The sequence below is a fragment of the Streptomyces sp. NPDC019937 genome (assembly GCF_040631655.1).
Classification (GTDB): Bacteria; Actinomycetota; Actinomycetes; order Streptomycetales; family Streptomycetaceae; genus Streptomyces.
In genome coordinates this window covers 59,022-76,364 of record NZ_JBEYAL010000001.1, presented here as the reverse complement: position 1 = coordinate 76,364, position 17,343 = coordinate 59,022, and the positions used below count along the sequence as shown (strand labels likewise).

General features: G+C 69.3%; 12 protein-coding genes and 2 pseudogenes. 9 read left to right on the top strand and 5 right to left on the bottom strand.

What is annotated here, in order from left to right; genetic code table 11:
• Positions 1–30: 30 nt before the first annotated feature.
• A pseudogene (locus ABZ562_RS00205) lies at positions 31–231 on the top strand (IS701 family transposase); the annotation flags it as partial.
• 188 nt (positions 232–419) lie between these two features.
• Here ABZ562_RS00205 and ABZ562_RS00200 read toward each other — a convergent pair.
• Complete coding sequence (locus ABZ562_RS00200; protein WP_361471689.1) at positions 420–2,816, bottom strand: FHA domain-containing protein; 2,397 nt, start codon at positions 2,814–2,816, stop codon at positions 420–422.
• Between the two features lie 112 nt (positions 2,817–2,928).
• On the opposite strand from ABZ562_RS00200, the pseudogene ABZ562_RS00195 reads away from it, so the two are divergent.
• From ABZ562_RS00195 to ABZ562_RS00175, 5 genes and pseudogenes are all read left to right on the top strand, one after another.
• A pseudogene (locus ABZ562_RS00195) lies at positions 2,929–3,012 on the top strand (DUF4232 domain-containing protein); the annotation flags it as partial.
• A gap of 143 nt (positions 3,013–3,155) precedes the next feature.
• Positions 3,156–3,611 carry a hypothetical protein gene (locus ABZ562_RS00190; protein ID WP_361471687.1) on the top strand — a complete coding sequence of 152 codons (456 nt, stop codon included), beginning with the start codon at positions 3,156–3,158 and terminating at the stop codon, positions 3,609–3,611.
• Entirely contained in the window at positions 3,608–4,276 is a 669-nt protein-coding gene (locus ABZ562_RS00185; protein ID WP_361471684.1) for a hypothetical protein, read from the top strand. Before ABZ562_RS00190 ends, ABZ562_RS00185 begins: the two co-directional genes overlap by 4 nt.
• The gene (locus tag ABZ562_RS00180; RefSeq protein ID WP_361471681.1) at positions 4,276–8,985 is read left to right on the top strand and encodes a putative T7SS-secreted protein; all 4,710 of its coding nucleotides are present in this window, start codon (positions 4,276–4,278) and stop codon (positions 8,983–8,985) included. Before ABZ562_RS00185 ends, ABZ562_RS00180 begins: the two co-directional genes overlap by 1 nt.
• 13 nt (positions 8,986–8,998) lie before the next feature.
• Positions 8,999–9,331 carry a hypothetical protein gene (locus tag ABZ562_RS00175; protein ID WP_361471678.1) on the top strand — a complete coding sequence of 111 codons (333 nt, stop codon included), beginning with the start codon at positions 8,999–9,001 and terminating at the stop codon, positions 9,329–9,331.
• Between the two features lie 208 nt (positions 9,332–9,539).
• On the opposite strand, the gene ABZ562_RS00170 is transcribed toward ABZ562_RS00175, so the two are convergent.
• Positions 9,540–11,873: an MMPL family transporter gene (locus ABZ562_RS00170; RefSeq protein WP_361471675.1), complete on the bottom strand. Its 2,334-nt coding sequence runs from the start codon at positions 11,871–11,873 to the stop codon at positions 9,540–9,542.
• 125 nt (positions 11,874–11,998) lie between these two features.
• On the opposite strand from ABZ562_RS00170, the gene ABZ562_RS00165 reads away from it, so the two are divergent.
• The gene (locus ABZ562_RS00165) at positions 11,999–12,637 is read left to right on the top strand and encodes a TetR/AcrR family transcriptional regulator (protein ID WP_361471672.1); all 639 of its coding nucleotides are present in this window, start codon (positions 11,999–12,001) and stop codon (positions 12,635–12,637) included.
• Between the two features lie 94 nt (positions 12,638–12,731).
• On the opposite strand, the gene ABZ562_RS00160 is transcribed toward ABZ562_RS00165, so the two are convergent.
• The 3 genes from ABZ562_RS00160 to ABZ562_RS00150 form a co-directional block, all read right to left on the bottom strand.
• Positions 12,732–13,706 carry an NmrA family NAD(P)-binding protein gene (locus ABZ562_RS00160; protein ID WP_361471670.1) on the bottom strand — a complete coding sequence of 325 codons (975 nt, stop codon included), beginning with the start codon at positions 13,704–13,706 and terminating at the stop codon, positions 12,732–12,734.
• 109 nt (positions 13,707–13,815) lie between these two features.
• The gene (locus tag ABZ562_RS00155; protein WP_361471667.1) at positions 13,816–14,850 is read right to left on the bottom strand and encodes an alpha/beta hydrolase; all 1,035 of its coding nucleotides are present in this window, start codon (positions 14,848–14,850) and stop codon (positions 13,816–13,818) included.
• Positions 14,851–14,880: 30 nt separating this feature from the next.
• A complete protein-coding gene (locus ABZ562_RS00150) occupies positions 14,881–15,582 on the bottom strand; it encodes an SDR family oxidoreductase (RefSeq protein ID WP_361472519.1) in 702 nt (233 codons plus the stop codon).
• 250 nt (positions 15,583–15,832) lie between these two features.
• On the opposite strand from ABZ562_RS00150, the gene ABZ562_RS00145 reads away from it, so the two are divergent.
• Both ABZ562_RS00145 and ABZ562_RS00140 read left to right on the top strand, forming a co-directional pair.
• Positions 15,833–16,429, top strand: coding sequence for a TetR/AcrR family transcriptional regulator (locus tag ABZ562_RS00145; RefSeq protein ID WP_361471664.1), 597 nt, complete (start codon positions 15,833–15,835; stop codon positions 16,427–16,429).
• Positions 16,430–16,550: 121 nt separating this feature from the next.
• Entirely contained in the window at positions 16,551–17,285 is a 735-nt protein-coding gene (locus ABZ562_RS00140) for an NAD(P)-binding domain-containing protein (protein ID WP_361471661.1), read from the top strand.
• The last annotated feature ends 58 nt before the right edge of the window (positions 17,286–17,343 follow it).

Sequence of the window (17,343 nt, the reverse complement as noted above, 5' to 3'; positions counted from 1 at the left end):
GGGCCGGTGTCGCGGCGCAGAGTCCCGGCGGCCCGGCGCAGCCGCAGCAAGCCCGAGGAGATCGCCTGCCACCTGGCCTACGCTCCGATGGAGACTGAGATCGTCGATCTGGTGCGGATCGCAGGGACACGTTGGCGGATCGAGGAGTGTTTCCAGACCGCGAAGAACGAATGCGGCCCGGACCAGTACGAGGTCCGCCGATACGTCGGCTGGTACCCGCACATCACCCTGGGCCGCTGTGGGTGAGCAGCGGGGCGGCCTCCGGATCGGAGCTGGTCCAGCCCTGACGCTGTCACCAGCCGATCGCCTTGCGCGCGATGGACAGCTCCCGGTTGACGGTGTCGGCGTCCACATCATCGGCCCGCAGGTCGGCGACTCCTTCGGCACCGCCGTGTTCTACCGCACCTGCACCACGACCTTCAGTCCCGCATGACCTCGGGTTCGTGCCGGCGCAGCAGGCGGACCACCGCGAAGCCGCAGACCAGCCCGATGGCCAGGAGCACACCGAGGTCGATGCCCCACTGGGTGACGGTGTGGGCCCACAACGGGTCGACGTCGTCCGGCTTGTCGAGATTCCAGGGTGGCATGGTGTGCGCGAGGTCCAGTGTGGTCCCGGCGCCCGCGACCGCCCAGCGGGCGGGCATCAGCCAGCCGACCTGTTCGACGCCCGGGGAGTCGAACAACTGGAAGAGGACCCCGGTGAAGACGACCTGGACGACGGCGAACATCACCAGCAGCGGCATGGTCTTCTCCGTGGTCCTCACCAGGGCGGAGATGACCAGGCCGAACATCATGGTGGTGAGGCCCAGGGCGCTGATGACCACGCAGACCTCGACGGCCGTGGGCATGAGCACCCCCCGGGCGGGCAGTTGGCGGACGGAGAAGCCGATCGCGCAGATGACGACTCCCTGCATCGCGGTGATCAGGCCGAGGACGATCACCTTTGACATCAGATACGCGGATCGGGACAGCCCCGTGGCTCTCTCCCGTTCGTAGATCACCCGTTCTTTGATCAACTCACGTACGGAGTTGGCCGCGCCGGAGAAGCACATCCCGACGACCAACACCAGCAGAATCGTTCCGGACTCCTGGTTGTAGCGGAAACGACTGTCCGGCGGTGGCGGGGCGAGTCCGTAGGGCGCGGGAACCAGACAGCTCACTCCGCCCAGCACGGCCGGGAGCAGCAGCATCAGCGCCATGAAGCCCCTGTCGGAGGCGATGACCGACACATAGCGGCGCATCAGCGTCCACAACTGGCCGAGCCAGTCCTGTGATCTGGGCTTCAGGGCTCGCGCGCGCGGCTGCGCCGCGGGAGTGCCCGGCGCTTGCGGCGGTACGGCCGAGTCGATCTCCGCGACGCACCGGTCGTACTGCCGGGAGGCCAGCCAGCGCCCGCCCCAGTCGTCGTCGCGATGGTTCTCGAAGGCGGAGAAGACATCGGCCCAGCTGTCGTGACCGAAGAAGTCCAGGGCCTCGCCCGGGGGACCGAAGTACGCCACGGAGCCACCGAGCGCCATGACCAGCACCCGGTCGCACAGGGCCAGTTCGGCGACCGAGTGCGTGACCACCAGCACGGTGCGGCCGTCGTCGGCGAGCTCCCGCAGCAGCTTCATGACATCACGGTCCAGGCCGGGGTCCAGCCCGGAGGTGGGCTCGTCGAGGAAAAGCAGGGAGGGCTTGGTCAGCAACTCCAGGGCGACGGACACCCGTTTGCGCTGGCCGCCGGAGAGCGAGGCGACCTTCTTGCCCCGGTGGACGTCGAGCTTGAGCTCCCGGAGCACCTCGTCGATGCGGGCCTTGCGCTCGGCCGCCTTGGTGTCACCGGGAAAGCGGAGCCTGGCGGCGTACTTCAGCGCGATGTCGACGGTCAGCTCCTTGTGCAGGATGTCGTCCTGCGGGACGAGCCCGATGCGGTGGCGCAACTCGGCGAACTGGGCGTAGAGATCGCGCTGGTCGTAGAAGACCTGACCGCGGTCCGCGGGCCGGTAGCCGGTGAGTGCGCGCAGCAGGGTGGACTTCCCCGAGCCCGACGGCCCGATCACCGCGACCAGCGACTTCTCGGGGATGCCGAAGGAGACGTCGTCCAGGATGGTCTTGCCACGCCCGACGGTCACGGTCAGGTCGCGGGCGGTGAAGGAGACCTCGCCGGTGTCGACGAACTCCTCCAGCCGGTCCCCGGCGAGCCGGAAGGTGGAGTGGCCGACACCCACGATGTCGTGCGGGCCGATGATCCGGCGGCGGTCCACGGGCTGCCCGTTGACGTAGGTGCCGTTGTGACTGCCGAGGTCGACGATTTCGAAGCGGCCACCGGGCAGGGGCCGGAACTCCGCGTGGTGGCGGGAGACATGCGGGCCCTCCACCACGAGTTCGTTGTCCTGCGCGCGACCGATCCGCAGCCGTTGCCCCCTGACGATCTGGTGGACGCCCGAGGGGTTCCGGTCGAAGGAAAGGGTCGCGGCGGCTCCACGGGGAGCGTCCGCAGGTGTTTCGTCAGCACGCGTCTGATCGTCAACCACCGCCTCCGGGGCTCCGGTGAAGTCCAGCCGCGTGCCGGTGGAGACGTCGCCCAGCCGGACGATCGAACCGTGGGCGATCTCGATCCGCTGGACACGGCTCCCGTCGGCGAACGTGCCGTTGGCGCTGCCGAGATCTTCGATGACCCATGTTCCGCCGTCACAACGGATCATCAGGTGCCGCCGGGAAACCCGGCGGTCGACGCACCGGATATCGGCCTGCTGGTCGCGCCCGATGGTGTAGCTCCGGGACGCCTCCAGGGGCCAGGTGCGTCCATTGGTATGCAGTACAAGTTCCGGCACGTGTGTTCCAAGTCGGTCGTCGGCGCGTAGATCATGGCCGGCGTGGAAGAGGGTGCGGGAGCTGCGGAGGTTGCGCGCCGCAGGTGTGCGTTGTGCCTGGCTGCGGAACGGGGGTGCCGACACGCTGCCCGGCACGGACGGTTCCGGCTCCCCGGCGAAGGTCGGCCCGATCGGGAGCGCCGGTCAGGGCGGCTGACCTGCGCCACGTCCCACGGCGCTCGGGCCGCACCACGACACCCCCTAGCACCCACCGGTGCGGACTCCCGTGTTCCGTAGCCGTGACACAGGTGTGACGGCACCGGCGTTGATGTGGCTTGATGCGGTCATGATGATGCGCGTATGGCTGAAAACGGGGGCGGGGCGGTCAGGCCACCGCGGAACAGAACGCCTGACGATCCTGAGGCCGTCGCGCGCAGACGGGCCTTCGCCGAGCTGCTGGGCGAATTCCGGCGTACGGCGGTGCTGGTGCCGCTGGGCGAGGAGCCCGGCCCGGACGGCGAACGGGGGCTGCTGACCGCCGACTGGGGCGGCATCCGCTTCATCCTCGCCTTCTCCGACGAGCAGGCCCTGGCCCGTTACGCCCAAGCCCGCGGCGCCTACCGCCGCGCGTGGACGTACCAGACGATCCTGGGCGCCCGCCTCCTCGACGTGGCCGTCCCGGCTGCCGGGGCGCCCTGCGGGGTCGCGCTGGACTGCGCGGACGGCGAGGACGGCATGGTCTTCCCGCCCGTACGCGGCATCGTGCCCGAAGGGGCGGCCGTCGACCGTGACGAGGACGAGGGGCGTGCCGTATGACCGCCGGGGGCGGCAAGGACCTCAAGACGGACGGCCTGGGCCTGATCGCCAAGGGGCTGACGGAGGCCCTGGGGGAGCTGAAGGAACTCGGGATGGTGGGCATGGCCGGGGCCGGGCGCGGCTTCGGGGACATCGCGCTGTCCGGTCTGGAGCTGGGCCATGAGGGGCTGACGGGGCAGTTCACCTCGTTCTGCGAGCGCTGGGAGTGGGGGGTGCGGTCGCTGATCAACGAGGGCAACGCGCTGGCGAAGAAGACCGGTATGGCCGCGGGCACGTACTACGAGACGGAGAAGTACGCCGAGGGCACCTTCAAGGTCGTCGCCAACGCGGCCATCGGCAATCCGTACGCCTCCGAGGAGGAGGTCACCCAGAAGGGCTGGGGCGACATCGCCACCTCCGGTGCATTCGGCGGCGTGGACTACAGCAAGGAGTCCTTCGACCAGGCCATGGCCAACAGCGCGCAGGGCTGGAAGGACGCGGGCCGGGACGTGATGACCTCGTACACGGTCGGGCCGCTGGGCCTGAACCCGGAGAACCTGCACGGTGCGCTCGGGGTCTCCGACGCCGAGTACGACCGGATGCTGGACGACACCTTCGGCCCCTCCCCCGAAGACCGCGCCAAGGCGGCCGGACAGCAGGGCGCCGACCGGGGCGGTGAGGGCTGATGGGCCTGCTCGGCGACATCGGCGACGGCCTCAAGAGCGGCGTCAACAAGGGCCTGAGCATCGGTGAGGACCTCATCGACGAGGGCAAGAAGAAGCTCGGCGAGGGCATCGACTACGCCACCGACAAGGTCGGCGACGGGCTCGACTACGTGGGTCTTGAGGGCGCGGCGGACGCCGTGGAGGACTGGGGCGACGAGGTCGCCTCCGACCTGGGCGCCACCCCGGGCGAGCAGCAGCTCGGCGAGACCGAGGAGGCCAATGAGCTGATCCACGGCAACCCCGGCAAGATCCGCGAGAGCGCCAAGCACCTCAAGGACTTCCAGGCCGCCTTCGACAAGGTCGCCCAGGGCATGCGGAAAGTCGACTCCGACGGCTGGAAGGGCGAGGGCGGCGAGGGCTTCCGCGAGAAGTTCGGCCTCCACCCCACCAAGTGGGCACAGGCGGCACAGGCGTGCGAGACGGCGGGCGGGGCCCTGGACGCGTACGCCGACACCGTCGCCTGGGCCCAGGGGCAAGCGCAGGACGCGATCGACCTGTACAAGAAGGGCAGGAAGACCTCCGAGGACGCCGTGAAGGCGTACAACGACAAGGCCGACGCCTACAACGCCAAGCTCAAGGCGAACGAGGACCCGGGCCCCCGGCCCGCCCCCTTCCAGGACCCCGGCAAGGCCGACCTCGCGACCGCCCGGAGCAAGCTCGCCGAGGCCCGTAAGCAGCGCAACAGCGCGGCCTCCGACGCCCAGAAGAAGGTCGAGTCCGCGCTCGCCCACGCCCCGGCCGAGCCCCCGCCGCTGGACCGCCTGGGCGACAACCTGACCGACGGCTACCAGGCGGCGAACGTCGAACTCACCCATGTCGTCGGCGGCGTCCTCAAGGGCGGGGCGGGGCTGGTCGACTTCGCCCGCGGCCTCAACCCCACCGACCCCTACAACCTCACCCACCCCGCCGCGTACCTCCAGAACGCCTCCACGACGCTCTCCGGCCTCGTCTCCACCGCCGCCCACCCCGAGCGCGTGGTGCAGGCCGCGGTGGACGGCTTCACGAAGGACCCCTCCGAGTTCGTCGGCCGCCTCATCCCCGAACTCGTCGGCACCAAGGGCGCGGGGCTCGCCCGGGGCGGACTGCGCCTCGGGATCCGGGCCGGTGAGAAGGCCGCTCTGCGCGAAGGGGAGAACGTCGCGCGCAAGGCGGTGGAGAAGGAGCCGCACGCCCGGACGGAGACTCCGCGCGAGAAGTACGAGCACGACCCCAGCGACCCGATCGACCTGGTCACCGGCAAGATGTACCTGCCGGAGACCGACATCACGCTTCCGGGCACGCTGCCGCTGGTGTTCCGGCGCCGGGTGGAGTCCGGTTCGCGCCTGGGCCGCTGGTTCGGCCCGTCCTGGACCTCGACGCTGGACCAGCGTCTGGAGATCGACGCCGAGGGCGTCATCCTCGTCTCCGAGGACGGTCTGCTGCTCACGTACCCGCATCCGGCACCCGGCGTCCCGACCCTGCCCACGCACGGCAGCCGCCGCTGGCCCCTGGACCGCCTCGACGGCGGCTACACCGTCGGCGACCCGCACACCGGCCGTACCTGGCACTTCGCCGACCAGGGCGAGGACCGGGCCGTCCTGGAACAGATCGACGACCGCAACGGCAACTGGATCACCTTCGAACACGACGCCGAGGGCACCCCGCTCGCCGTCGTCTCCTCCGGCGGCTACCGCCTGAAGGTCACGGTGGAAGACAGCCGGGTCACGGCCCTGCACCTGGCCGGTGCGGGCCCCGACGGGGCGGACCAGGAGATCAAGCGCTACGCCTACTCCGAGGCCGGCGACCTCGTTCAGGTCTTCAACTCCTCGGGCCTGCCCCTGGAGTTCACCTACGACGACCGCGGCCGCGTCACGTCCTGGACCGACAGCAACGACCGCTCGTACACCTACGCGTACGACGACCGGGACCGGTGCGTCGCCGAGGGCGGTGCCGCCGGGCACATGACGCTGCGTCTATCGTACGACGAGGTGGACGAGGCCACCGGATACCGTGTCACCACGACGACCAGCGCGGAAGGCCACCGCATCCGCTATCTCATCGATCACGACGGCCAGGTGATCGCGGAGACGGATCCGCTGGGCCACACCACACGCTTCACCCGTGACCGTTTCGGCCAGGTCCTGACCCGGACGGATCCCCTCGGCCACGTCACGTCGTACGCTTACGACGACGCCGGGAACGTCCTCGTGGTCGTACGCCCCGACGGCCGCGAAGTCAGCGCGGAGTACGCCGCGTCCGGTCTTCCGTCCCGGATCAGGGGTGCGGACGGGACCACCACGCACCACACCTACGACGACCGCGGCAACCGCGTCTCGACGACGAGCCCTTCGGGACGCACCACCGTCTTCGCCTACGACGAGGCGGGCCGTCTGACCACGGTCACCGATCCGCTCGGCCACGTCACGACCGTCCGCTGCGACCGGGCGGGCCTGCCGGTGGAGATCACGGACCCGCTCGGCGCCGTCACCCGCTACGAGCGCGACGCCTTCGGCCGCCCGGTGCGGCTGGTCGACCCGACGGGGCTCGTCACCCAACTGGAGTGGACGGTCGAGGGGCACCTGGCCCGCCGTGTCTCACCCGACGGCACCAGCGAGTCCTGGACGTACGACGGCGAGGGCAACCGCACCAGCCACACCGACCCCGTCGGCGGCACCACCCGCTACGAGTACACCCACTTCGACCTCCTCACCGCCCGAACCACGCCCGAAGGCGCCCGCTACGAGTTCTCCCACGACAGCGAACTCCGCCTCACCCAGGTCACCAACCCCCAGGGCCTGACCTGGACCTACGCCTATGATCCCGCCGGACGACTGACGACCGAGACGGACTTCGACGGCCGCACCCTCACCTACACCCACGACGCCGCGGGCCGCCTCACGTCCAGGACCAACGCCCTGGACCAGAGGACCTCCTACGCGCGCGACGCCCTCGGCCGCACCACCCGCAAGGACGCGGACGGCCAGGTCACCACCTACGCCTACGACCTCACCGACCAGGTCGCCGAAGCCACGGGTCCCGACGGCACACGCCTGACGATCCTGCGCGACCGGTACGGCCGCGTCCGCTCCGAGACGGTCGACGGCCGCACCCTCGCCTACGCGTACGACGGGCTGGGCCGCCGCACCGGTCGGACCACGCCCACCGGGGCGCGCACGACCTGGTCGTACGACGCGGCGGGCCGCCCGGTGGACCTGGTCGTCTCCGGCCGCCCCGTCGACATCGCCTACGACGCGGCCGGGCGCGAGCTCACGCGCGGCATCGGCGGCTTCCTCACCCTCGAGAACACCTTCGACCCGATGGGCCGGCTGTCCGCACAGACGGCGACGGCGGGCGCGGACGGACGCACGCTCCAGCGCCGTGCCTACGCCTACCGCGCCGACGGCAACCTCACCGCCCTCGACGACCACCTCGACGGCCCCCGCACCTTCGAACTCGACCCGGCAGGCCGCGTCACCGCCGTCCGTGCCGCCGGCTGGACGGAGACCTACGCCTACGACACGGCCGGTAACCAGACGACGGCCGACTGGCCCGCTTCCCACCCTGGCCACGAGGCCACCGGCGAGCGCGGCTACGCGGGCACCGGCTTGGTCCGGGCCGGTGGCGTCCGTTACGAGCACGACGCGCTGGGCCGGGTCACGCTCCGCCAGAAGACCCGCCTCTCCCGCAAGCCGGACACCTGGGCTTACGTGTGGGACGCCGAGGACCGCCTGACCCGGGTCACCACGCCCGACGGAACGGTGTGGCGCTACACGTACGACCCGAAGGGCCGGCGCACGGCGAAGCTGCGCATGGCGGCGGACGGCGCGACGGTCGCCGAGCGCACCACGTTCACCTGGGACGACACGACCCTGTGCGAGCAGACCGAGCACTCGGCGGACCTACCCCATCCGATCACCCTCACCTGGGACCACCGCGGCCTGCACCCCATCGCGCAGACCGAACGCATCACCGCGGCCGAGGACCCGCAGGAGGAGATCGACTCCCGTTTCTTCGCCATCGTCACCGACCTCGTCGGCACCCCGCGCGAACTCGTCGACGAGCGCGGCGACATCGCCTGGCGGACCCGCAGCACCCTGTGGGGCACCACCACCTGGGACACGAGCGCGACCGCTTACACGCCACTGCGCTTTCCCGGCCAGTACTTCGACCCCGAAACAGGTCTGCACTACAACTACTTCCGACACTACGACCCGGAAGCCGCCCGATATCTCACACCCGACCCGCTGGGTCTCGCCCCGGCACCGAATTCGTCGTCCTACGTCACGAATCCGCACACCATCTGTGACCCCTTGGGGCTGATGCCCTCCGACTACAAGGAGATCGCCTACGGCGAGTCCAAGGGTGTCGGCAAGGATCTCAAACGGACGGCACAGGTCGGCGACGACGGCTGGCAATTCAATACCGGCCACGGATACGACCGCCCGCACCAGGGCCCCAACGGCGTCAACGATTTGCGGACCACCGGCCTGACTCCCGACCAGATCGAGCAGGGAATCGTCAACTCCGTCTACGATCACATGAAGAACGGTGGGACCGTACCCCGAGTGGGGCCGGGATTCACCGGCCCCATGGACGGGTCCGTCAAGATCGGGGGCCATGACATCGGGTACCGCGTCTCCCAGACACCCGACTCTGTGTACCGTGTGGCCACGTACTGGCTCAACCCGTGAACGAAATCGGATCATGACTGAACTGACGCAGCTGACCCAAGAATTGATCGGTTCGACTTACGAGGAGGGTGCGCCGCGCCTTCCTGACCCTGTCCGGGATTTCATCGAGAAAATCACGTTCGCCACGCCTGAGGAAATCCTCCCGGCGCTGCGCGGCGCGCTGGCCGAGGACTGGATGGCCATGCCGGTCTGGGCCCGAAATCTCGCGTATCGACTGGCCTGCCTACAGCACCCGGACGACCCCGAACTCCTGCGTGAGGCGGCGGCCGACCTCCTCTCCTTCGGACCCGACTGGGATCGCTTCGCGGAAGACCTCAAGGCCCGAGCCGCCCGCCTGGACGGCTGATTCCCCGACCGTCGTCTGACCTGCAGGGCGGGCGGCACCGCGCGGTACCTCCGGACCGACGAAAGCCCCTGTGCTCGCCGAGAATGTCATCCGCCGATCGCCAACTCGACGGTAGCCCGGCTCTGGGTATGGGCAGAACCACCCCGCCCACCGGTCAACTCCCCCGCAGAGAACCCTCCGCCGGCAGGTCAGCCGGAGGTCTCGGCCTTTACGCGGTGGCGTGCGGCCGGCGGCGCGCGGGATGAGGCAGGGGGATCTTCTGCGTGAGCTTGTCGCCTTCGACGTCGAGGTCGGGCAGCAGACGGTCCAGCCGGGCGGGCAGCCACCAGGCTTTCTCCTGTGCGAGTGCCATGGTGGCGGGGATGAGGGTCATGCGGATGACGAAGGCGTCGATAAGGATGCCGGCGGCCAGTGCGAAGCCGGCCTGTTTGATCATGGGCTGGGGGTTGAAGATGAATCCGGCGAAGACGGAGACCATGATGGTGGCCGCCGCGACGACGACGGAGCCGGCACGTGCGAATCCCGTGACGGTGGCGTTGAGCGGAGTGGCGCCGTGGACGTGGGCTTCCCGCATGGAGGTGACCAGGAACATCTGGTAGTCCATGGCGAGTCCGTACAGGACGCCGGTGATGATGATGGGCAGCAGGCTCACCACGGGGGCCCTGGCGTCGAGTCCGATCAGGTCCTGGCACCAGCCCCACTGGAAGACAGCCGTGGTCAGGCCGAAGGTGGCGCCGATGGAAAGCAGGAAGCCGAGGGTGGCCATCACCGGGATCATGAGGGAGCGGAAGACCAGGAGCAGGACGACCAGGGAGAGTGCGAGCACGGTTGCCACGTAGAGGGGCAGGACGTCGGCGAGCCGTTCGGAGACATCGATCGCGAGGGCGGTGAAGCCGGTGATACCGATGGTGGCGCCGTGGGCTTCGCCGATCTGTGTGCTCTTGTCCCGTACGGCGGTGACGAGGTCCTTGGTGGCGTCGTCGTTCGGGCCGCTGCCGGGAATGAGGCTGAGGATGGCCGTGGTGCCGGTGCTGTTCATTCCGGCCAGGGAGACCGAGGTCGAGCCCTTGATGCCTTTGATGCCGGAGGTGACTGCGGCGAGGGTTGCTGGAGTGAGGGGCCGTCCGTTGGCGGTGGAGGTGACGGCGACCATGAGCGGACCGTTGTAGCCCGGCCCGTAGACGTCGCTGACCAGCTCGTAGCTCTGTCGCTGTGCGGTGCCGGTGTTGTAGCTGGCCCCGGAGGGCAGGCCCATCTTCATGTCGGCGGCAGGCACGGCCAGGATCACCGGGACCAGGAGCGCGGCCGCGAGGGCCGGGTACTTGTGGCGGATCAGGCGCGCTCCCCAGCGGCTTGCCCGCGTGTGGTCGGCGGAAGCCTTCCGTTGCCGCACCCTGTTCCGGGTCCGGGTGGGACAGATGTGTTCCCGGACCAGCCCCAGCAGCGCCGGCAGCAAGGTCAGGGCGAGCAGGACGGCGAGGACGATCGTGGCGGCCGCCACGATCGCCATGGTGCTGAGCAGGGTGATCCTGACGACCAGGAGCCCCATCAAGGCGATGATGACGGTGCAGCCGGCGAAGAAGACCGCGCTCCCCGCTGTGCCGACGGCGCGGCTGGTCGCTTCGTGCGCGTCCAGGCCGTCCTCCAGGATCAGCCGGCGTTCCCGGTTGACGATGAACAGGGCGTAGTCGATACCGACGGCCAGCCCCAGCATCAGAGCCAGGACCGCGGTGAGCGAGTGGATTTCGAAGACGGCGGAGAGAGTGAAGGCTCCCCCCACCCCCACCGTGACCCCGACCAGGGCGATGACCAGGGGTAGCCCCGCCGCCACGACCGACCCCAGCGTGACCAGCAGGACGATGGCCGCGACGACGACACCCACGATCTCTCCGATGCCGATGATCTCGGGGATCTCCATCATGGACGCGGACGGCAGGACTTCGAGGCGGCCATGTGCGGCTTGCCGCTCGGCGGCCTTGATGGTGCTGTCGATCGTCCCGGAGGGCAGCTCGTAGGTCTGTTCATCGAACTGGAACTGCATCAGTGCTGTCGAGCCATCGGCGGAGACAGTGACTCCCGGCACCGGCCGTCCGTCCACCTGTAACGGGGCCGGCGTCTTGCCGGAGGCCCCCTGTCCGGCAGCCTGGGCCACCGCCGCCTGGCTCCGTATCAGGGGGCTGTTCTCCCCCTGGGCGGCTTGCTGAGCCATGACCTTCCGAGCGTCGATCACGTGGTCGTGGCGGTAGACGGCGTCCACTGCCGCGACCAGGGCGGCCTGGACCTTCCCGTCGTCGATCCGGGCACCGTCCGGCGCCCTGAAGGCCAGCATGCCCTGACCGCCGGACGCCTCGGGCAGGGACCTGGCCAGTTCGTCGATGACCTTCTGGGCCGGGGTGCCGTCGATACGGACCTCGTTGCTGAGTCTGACCGGGTTGGCCAGGAGGAGGCCCACCACAGCCGTCACCACGGCCAGCCAACCCCCGATGACGTACCAGGGTTTGCCGTAGGCGAACCTTCCCAGCCGGTACAGCAGAACGGACACGGTTCTCTCCCTCTTCCGTGCGTCGAGACCACGCCAGACGCGAAGTGATAGTGTCCTATCAAAGTGATAGGACACTATCAAGCGAGGGAGGATAGCCTTCACCACGGAGCAGGGAGGAGCCGTCGATGACAACCACGAAGGACCGCGGCCGCCGGCGCAGGGTCGACGCACGCACCAGCGTCGAGCGCATCACCGCTGCCGGGCGAACCGTCCTCGCCACCGGCGAGGCATCTCTGGAACAGATCGCAGCCGAGGCCGGCGTGGGCATCGCCACCCTCTACCGCCACTTCCCCAATCGGGAGGCGATCGTCCGGGCCGTCCTCGACGACATCCTCGAGACGGACCTGCTGCCCCGCATCGACCGCGCCGCCGATGCCCCCGACCCGCGCCGGTCCCTCCAGGACATCGCCACGCACTTGCTCGACCTGATCACCGAGGAGCGGGGACTGGTCAGCTTCGCCGGCAACTTCACCGACGTGGCCGTGGAGGCTCTCCAGCGTTTCAGCGACTCCCTCCACCCCTTGTTGCTGCGCGCGCAGCAGCAGGGGGAGATCCGCTCCGACCTCACCGCGGAGGACATTCCGCGTTTCCTGGTCATGGCGGTCGCCGGCCTCGCCCTCCCCGGCACCGCGCCCTCTCTGCGCGCACGCTTCATCACCCTGCTCTTCGACTCGCTCAACCCCGCCAACGCAACCCCCCTGCCCCCGCTGCTCGCCGGGGAGGACGACCTGCGTACCGCAGTCAGCAACGTCGCACGCGCGTAACCCGTCAGCCCTGGCCCTCTGCGGCACCGGAGCCGCTACAGGACTTCCTGCGGCGGTCCAGCGCGCCACATCCGGCGGCGTGAGGGACCGCGGATCAGGCAGACGCCGGCTTCCGGATGCGCGGATGGTTCTCCAGCGCCCACCGCACGGTCTTCGGCCGACGCCCGAGCAGGGTTTCCAGCTGGTCGGTGACGCCGCGGTACCCCCCGCCGCCGATCAGCCGGGTCAGGGTCTTCATGTGCTCCGCGGTGTGCGGAAGCTCGGCAAGGGCAGTGTCCACGTAGTTCTCGTTCCAGGTTTCGACCTCTTCGGGAACGTAAGTGACCTGACGTCCCAGCACAGCCCCGAAGTCCTCCGCGAACCCGTGCATGTCCTTCAGCTCCGGACCGTTGAGCTCGTAGGACCTCGAGATGTGCGGCGCCGGGTCGGCCAGGATCTTCGCGCACGCCTCCGCCACGTCATAACCCGCGATGGGCGCGAGCCGGTGGTGGCCGAAGGGCAGGCGCAGTTCACCGTGGCTCAGCGGTTCCAGCGCCAGCCGGGTCATCAAGGGGTTCTCGACGAACATGGCCGCCCGTACGTTGACGGTCGGGAGGCCGGACCACTCCAGCACCCGCTCGGCGACCCAGTGGGCCCGTTGCTGCGGCGACCAGTCCGCGACGAGTCCTCCGAGCCACGAACGCCGTTCATCCTCCGGGGCGGTCATCTTCTCGAACGTCATGAACGACTGCTCGAACTCCGACATGTTGACGAAGACCTCGACGTCGCCCTGGGCCCGCGCCGCCGCGGCCATCAGGCTGACGGCGTCGGTGTAGTACGGCGACAGACTCATGCTGAAGTAGATGCGCCGGCAGCCCTTCAGCGCGGCGGTCACGTCCGCGATGGTGAGCAGGTCACCGACGAAGATCTCGGCCCCGGCCTGGCGGAGCGAGTCCGCGCGTTCGTCGTCCCGTCGCACGAACGCGCGCACCGGGTGACCCTGTTCAAGCAGCATGTCGACCATCGTTCGGCTCACACCACCGATATGGCCGGCGGCGCCGGTGATCAGGATGGGATTGCGCTCTGGCATCGTCGTGTCCTCTGTCTGGTCGGGGTGGGCCATTCACCAGGCCCAGGATGTGGTCAGCGGCCTTTTTTGCTGCTCCAGCCGAACGATGCCGACCGGATTCTGCGTAGCGTCATCCGGTCGCCGAGCCATCGATGCGGGCGAGGAAGTCGAGGAGTGCGGCGTTGACCTCGGCGGGACGCTCCTGCTGCGTCCAATGCCCGCACCCCGGCAGTACCACGGGGCCGTGCAGTCGTGGCGCGAGAGCGCTCAGCGGGTTGCCGGACCCGCCCTGGCCGCGCAAAAGATCGCTCAGCGGGCTGCCTCCCTCCGGGGCACGCAATGCGGTGACCATGTCACGGTCTCCCACCACGTACAGCGCGGGGACGTCGATGCCGCGCCCCCGGAAGGGCGCAAGCAGTTCGTTGTTGCGTTCGATGTTCCGGTACCAGTTGAAGGCTCCGGTGAACGCCCGATCGCCGTGCAGGGCGAAGTCATCCGCGTAAGCCTGGATGTCCTCCTCCGTCAACCAGACCGGTAGAGCGGGCGACTCCGGCATGGTGTCCAGGAGACCCAGACCGTCGGGTACGACCAACGGGCGTGGCTCCCTGCCGAGCGGGTTGTCGCCCGAGGCGCCGACCAGAAGGCGGCGGAAGGAGTCCGGGATGTCCTGGGCGAACTCCGCGTCAGCGACTCCCGGCTGCTGGAAGTAAATCTGGTAGAAACCCTCGCCGTACTGGGTGCGGGTGATCGAGGGCGGGACCATTCCCCCGGGCAGAATCGGCGGAATGCTGAGCCCGGCCACCGCGCGGACCTTGTCCGGGCGCAGCATCGCCGCCGTCCAGGCAACGGGTGCGCCCCAGTCGTGACCGACGACGACCGCCTGCTCCTCCCCGAGCTCCTCGATCAGCGCGATCATGTCGCCGATGAGGTGGAGCAGGGTGTACGACGTGACGTCCCGAGGCTGCTCACTGCGGGCGTAGCCGCGCTGGTCGGGGGCGACGACCCGGTATCCGGCCGCCGCGAGCGCCCCGAACTGGTGACGCCATGAGTACCAGCTCTCCGGCCAGCCGTGCAGCAGCAGGACCAGCGGTCCCTGGCCCTGCTCGGCGATGTGCAGCCTGACCCCGTTCACATCGACGAAGCGGTGGGTGAGCGGACGTTCCACAAGACTTTCCCTTGAATCGGTGAGTGCGCACTACTGGGTCAACTGCGCGTACATGACCTCGAGATCAGCAGCCAGCTGCAACTTGACCCGACGGGTGGTGTCGTCGGCCAGCACCTCGTGTGCCCCCGCCGCGATACCGTCGAGCGCGGCAACGGCGACGTCGCGGGGGTCCGCCTTGGGTGCGTCGATGGCCGACGTCATGTCCGTGTTCACATAGGCCACATGGAGCCCGGTCACCGCGATACCGCGAGGCTGCAACTCCAGGCGCAAGGAATTGGTCTGCGACCACAGCGCGGCCTTGGACGCGCTGTAGGGCGTGCCGTCAGCCAGCCAGGACAGGGCGGAGTGGACGTTGAGAATGTGGCCCCCTCCGTTGCGCTCGATGATCGGCGCGAAGGCCCGGGTGACCAGCAGCGGCCCGTAGAAGTTGGTCTCCAGGTCCCGGCGCACGTCCTCCATCGCGGAGTCGAGGTACGAAGCGCCGGCCGATGCGCCGGCGTTGTTGATCAGGATGGTGACATCCTGGGCCTGCTCGGCGGCCGCTGCCACCGATGCCGGGTCGGTGACCTCCAGCGCCACCGGAACGGCATGGGGATGCCTCACCGTGCGCGGGTCACGGGCCGTGGCGTAGACCTTGCCGGCACCGCGCGCGTACAGCTCCTCGACCAGCTCCTTGCCGATACCGCGGGCGCCTCCGGTGACGAGAACGGTGGCACCTTCGAGTGCTGTCACGATTGCCTCCCAAGCAAGAAACCGATCGGTTTCCTCCACCGTAAACCGATCGGTTTCATCACGCAAGGCGGCCGAGCCGCATCGCGACGACCACCGCGCGCGACGCCGTCGACAGGACCTGGCCGCGGCCCGGGCGCCCACGATGTGGGGGTCGAGTTGACCGGACACTGCCTCCGTTTTACGCTCGACCCTGCACGGAGACAGCCTCCGTTTTATCGGGACCGCACCATCACGTGAGGCAGGAAGACGGATGAGCGTCAACGGGCAGCGGGGGCGCAGGCCCCGGGCGGACGTCCAGCGCAACCGTGCGGCCCTCCTGGAAGCGGCGCAGCGCCATTTTCTGAGGTCCGGGGTTGGCGCCTCACTGGAGGCGGTGGCCAAGGAGGCGGGCGTCGGACCCGGCACGCTGTACCGGCACTTCCCCACCCGGGAGGCACTGCTGGCAGCGGTGTTGCAGACGCGCTCCGAGGAACTGGTGGCCCGCCGGGCGGACATAGCGCAGCTCGGCGATGCTTCCGAGGCGCTGCGGCAGTGGCTGCGGGCCATGGAGGAGTACTTCAGTGCCTTCAGTGGACTGCCGGAACCGCTCATGGCCGCGGCCAGGGAGCAGGAGCCGGACAACCCGCTCACCCTGCCCTGCGACTACCTGATCGCCACCACCGACGACTACGTGCGGGCCGCACGGCTCACGGGGCACGCGCGCCCGTCGGTGCAGGGGTACGACCTGTTCCTCGCGGCCATCTCCGTTGCCTGGATCAAGGGCACCGGCGCCACCGACGAGGAATCGCTCGACCGCCTGCGCGCACTCATCGAAAGCGGATACCGCGAGCGGGACAACGAGGAGTAGGCCACCAGCCACTCACCGCACGTCGGTCTGCCGGGGCACCTCGCGGCGGTGTCTCGCCGCACAGTCAGCACACCTCGCCATCTCCTTCCCGGGAGTGGCGCGACTTCGAGAGGGACAAATCATGAGAATTGGCGTTATCGGTACGGGAGCGATCGGGACGACGCTGACGCGCACGTTCAGCGCGGGCGGACACGACGTTGAGGTGGCGAACTCCCGGGGCCCGGAGACGATCGACGCCGCTGCGCTGGAATTCGGGGCGCACGCGGTGACCGCGGCCGATGCCGTCCAGGGCAAGGACGTGGTCATCCTGTCCGTCCCCTTCGCCCGCATCCCGGACGTGGCGGGCCTCTTCGCCTCCGTGCCCAGCGAGACCGTGGTCATCGACACCTCCAACTACTTCCCCCACCTGGGCGGCCCCATCAACGCGGTCGAGGCCGGCCAGGTGGAGAGCCTGTGGGTCGCCGAGCAGCTGGGGCGCCCCGTGGTCAAGGCATGGAACGCCGCCCTGGCAGGCACCTTGCAGACCAAGGGCGTTCCGGCCGGTACCCCGGGCCGCATCGCGCTCCCGGTCGCCGCCGACTCCGACGAGGCACGGCACGTGGGCATGCGCCTGGTCGACGAGAGCGGCTTCGACCCGTTCGACGCGGGCGTGCTGGCCGACTCCTGGCGGCAGCAGCCGATGACTCCGGCCTACTGCACCGAGCTGGACCTTGAGGACCTGGGGCCGGCCCTTGAGGCGGCCGACCGGACCGAGGTCCCGCGCAACCGCGACCGCCAGATGGAGCGCTTCACCACCCTCACCTCCACACCCACGCTGGAGGAAGTCGTCGAACTCAACCGCTCCCTCCACCGCTGACACACCCGGCACCGCCCCCCTTGCCACAACACCCCCATGAGGCGCAGCCGCGATCACG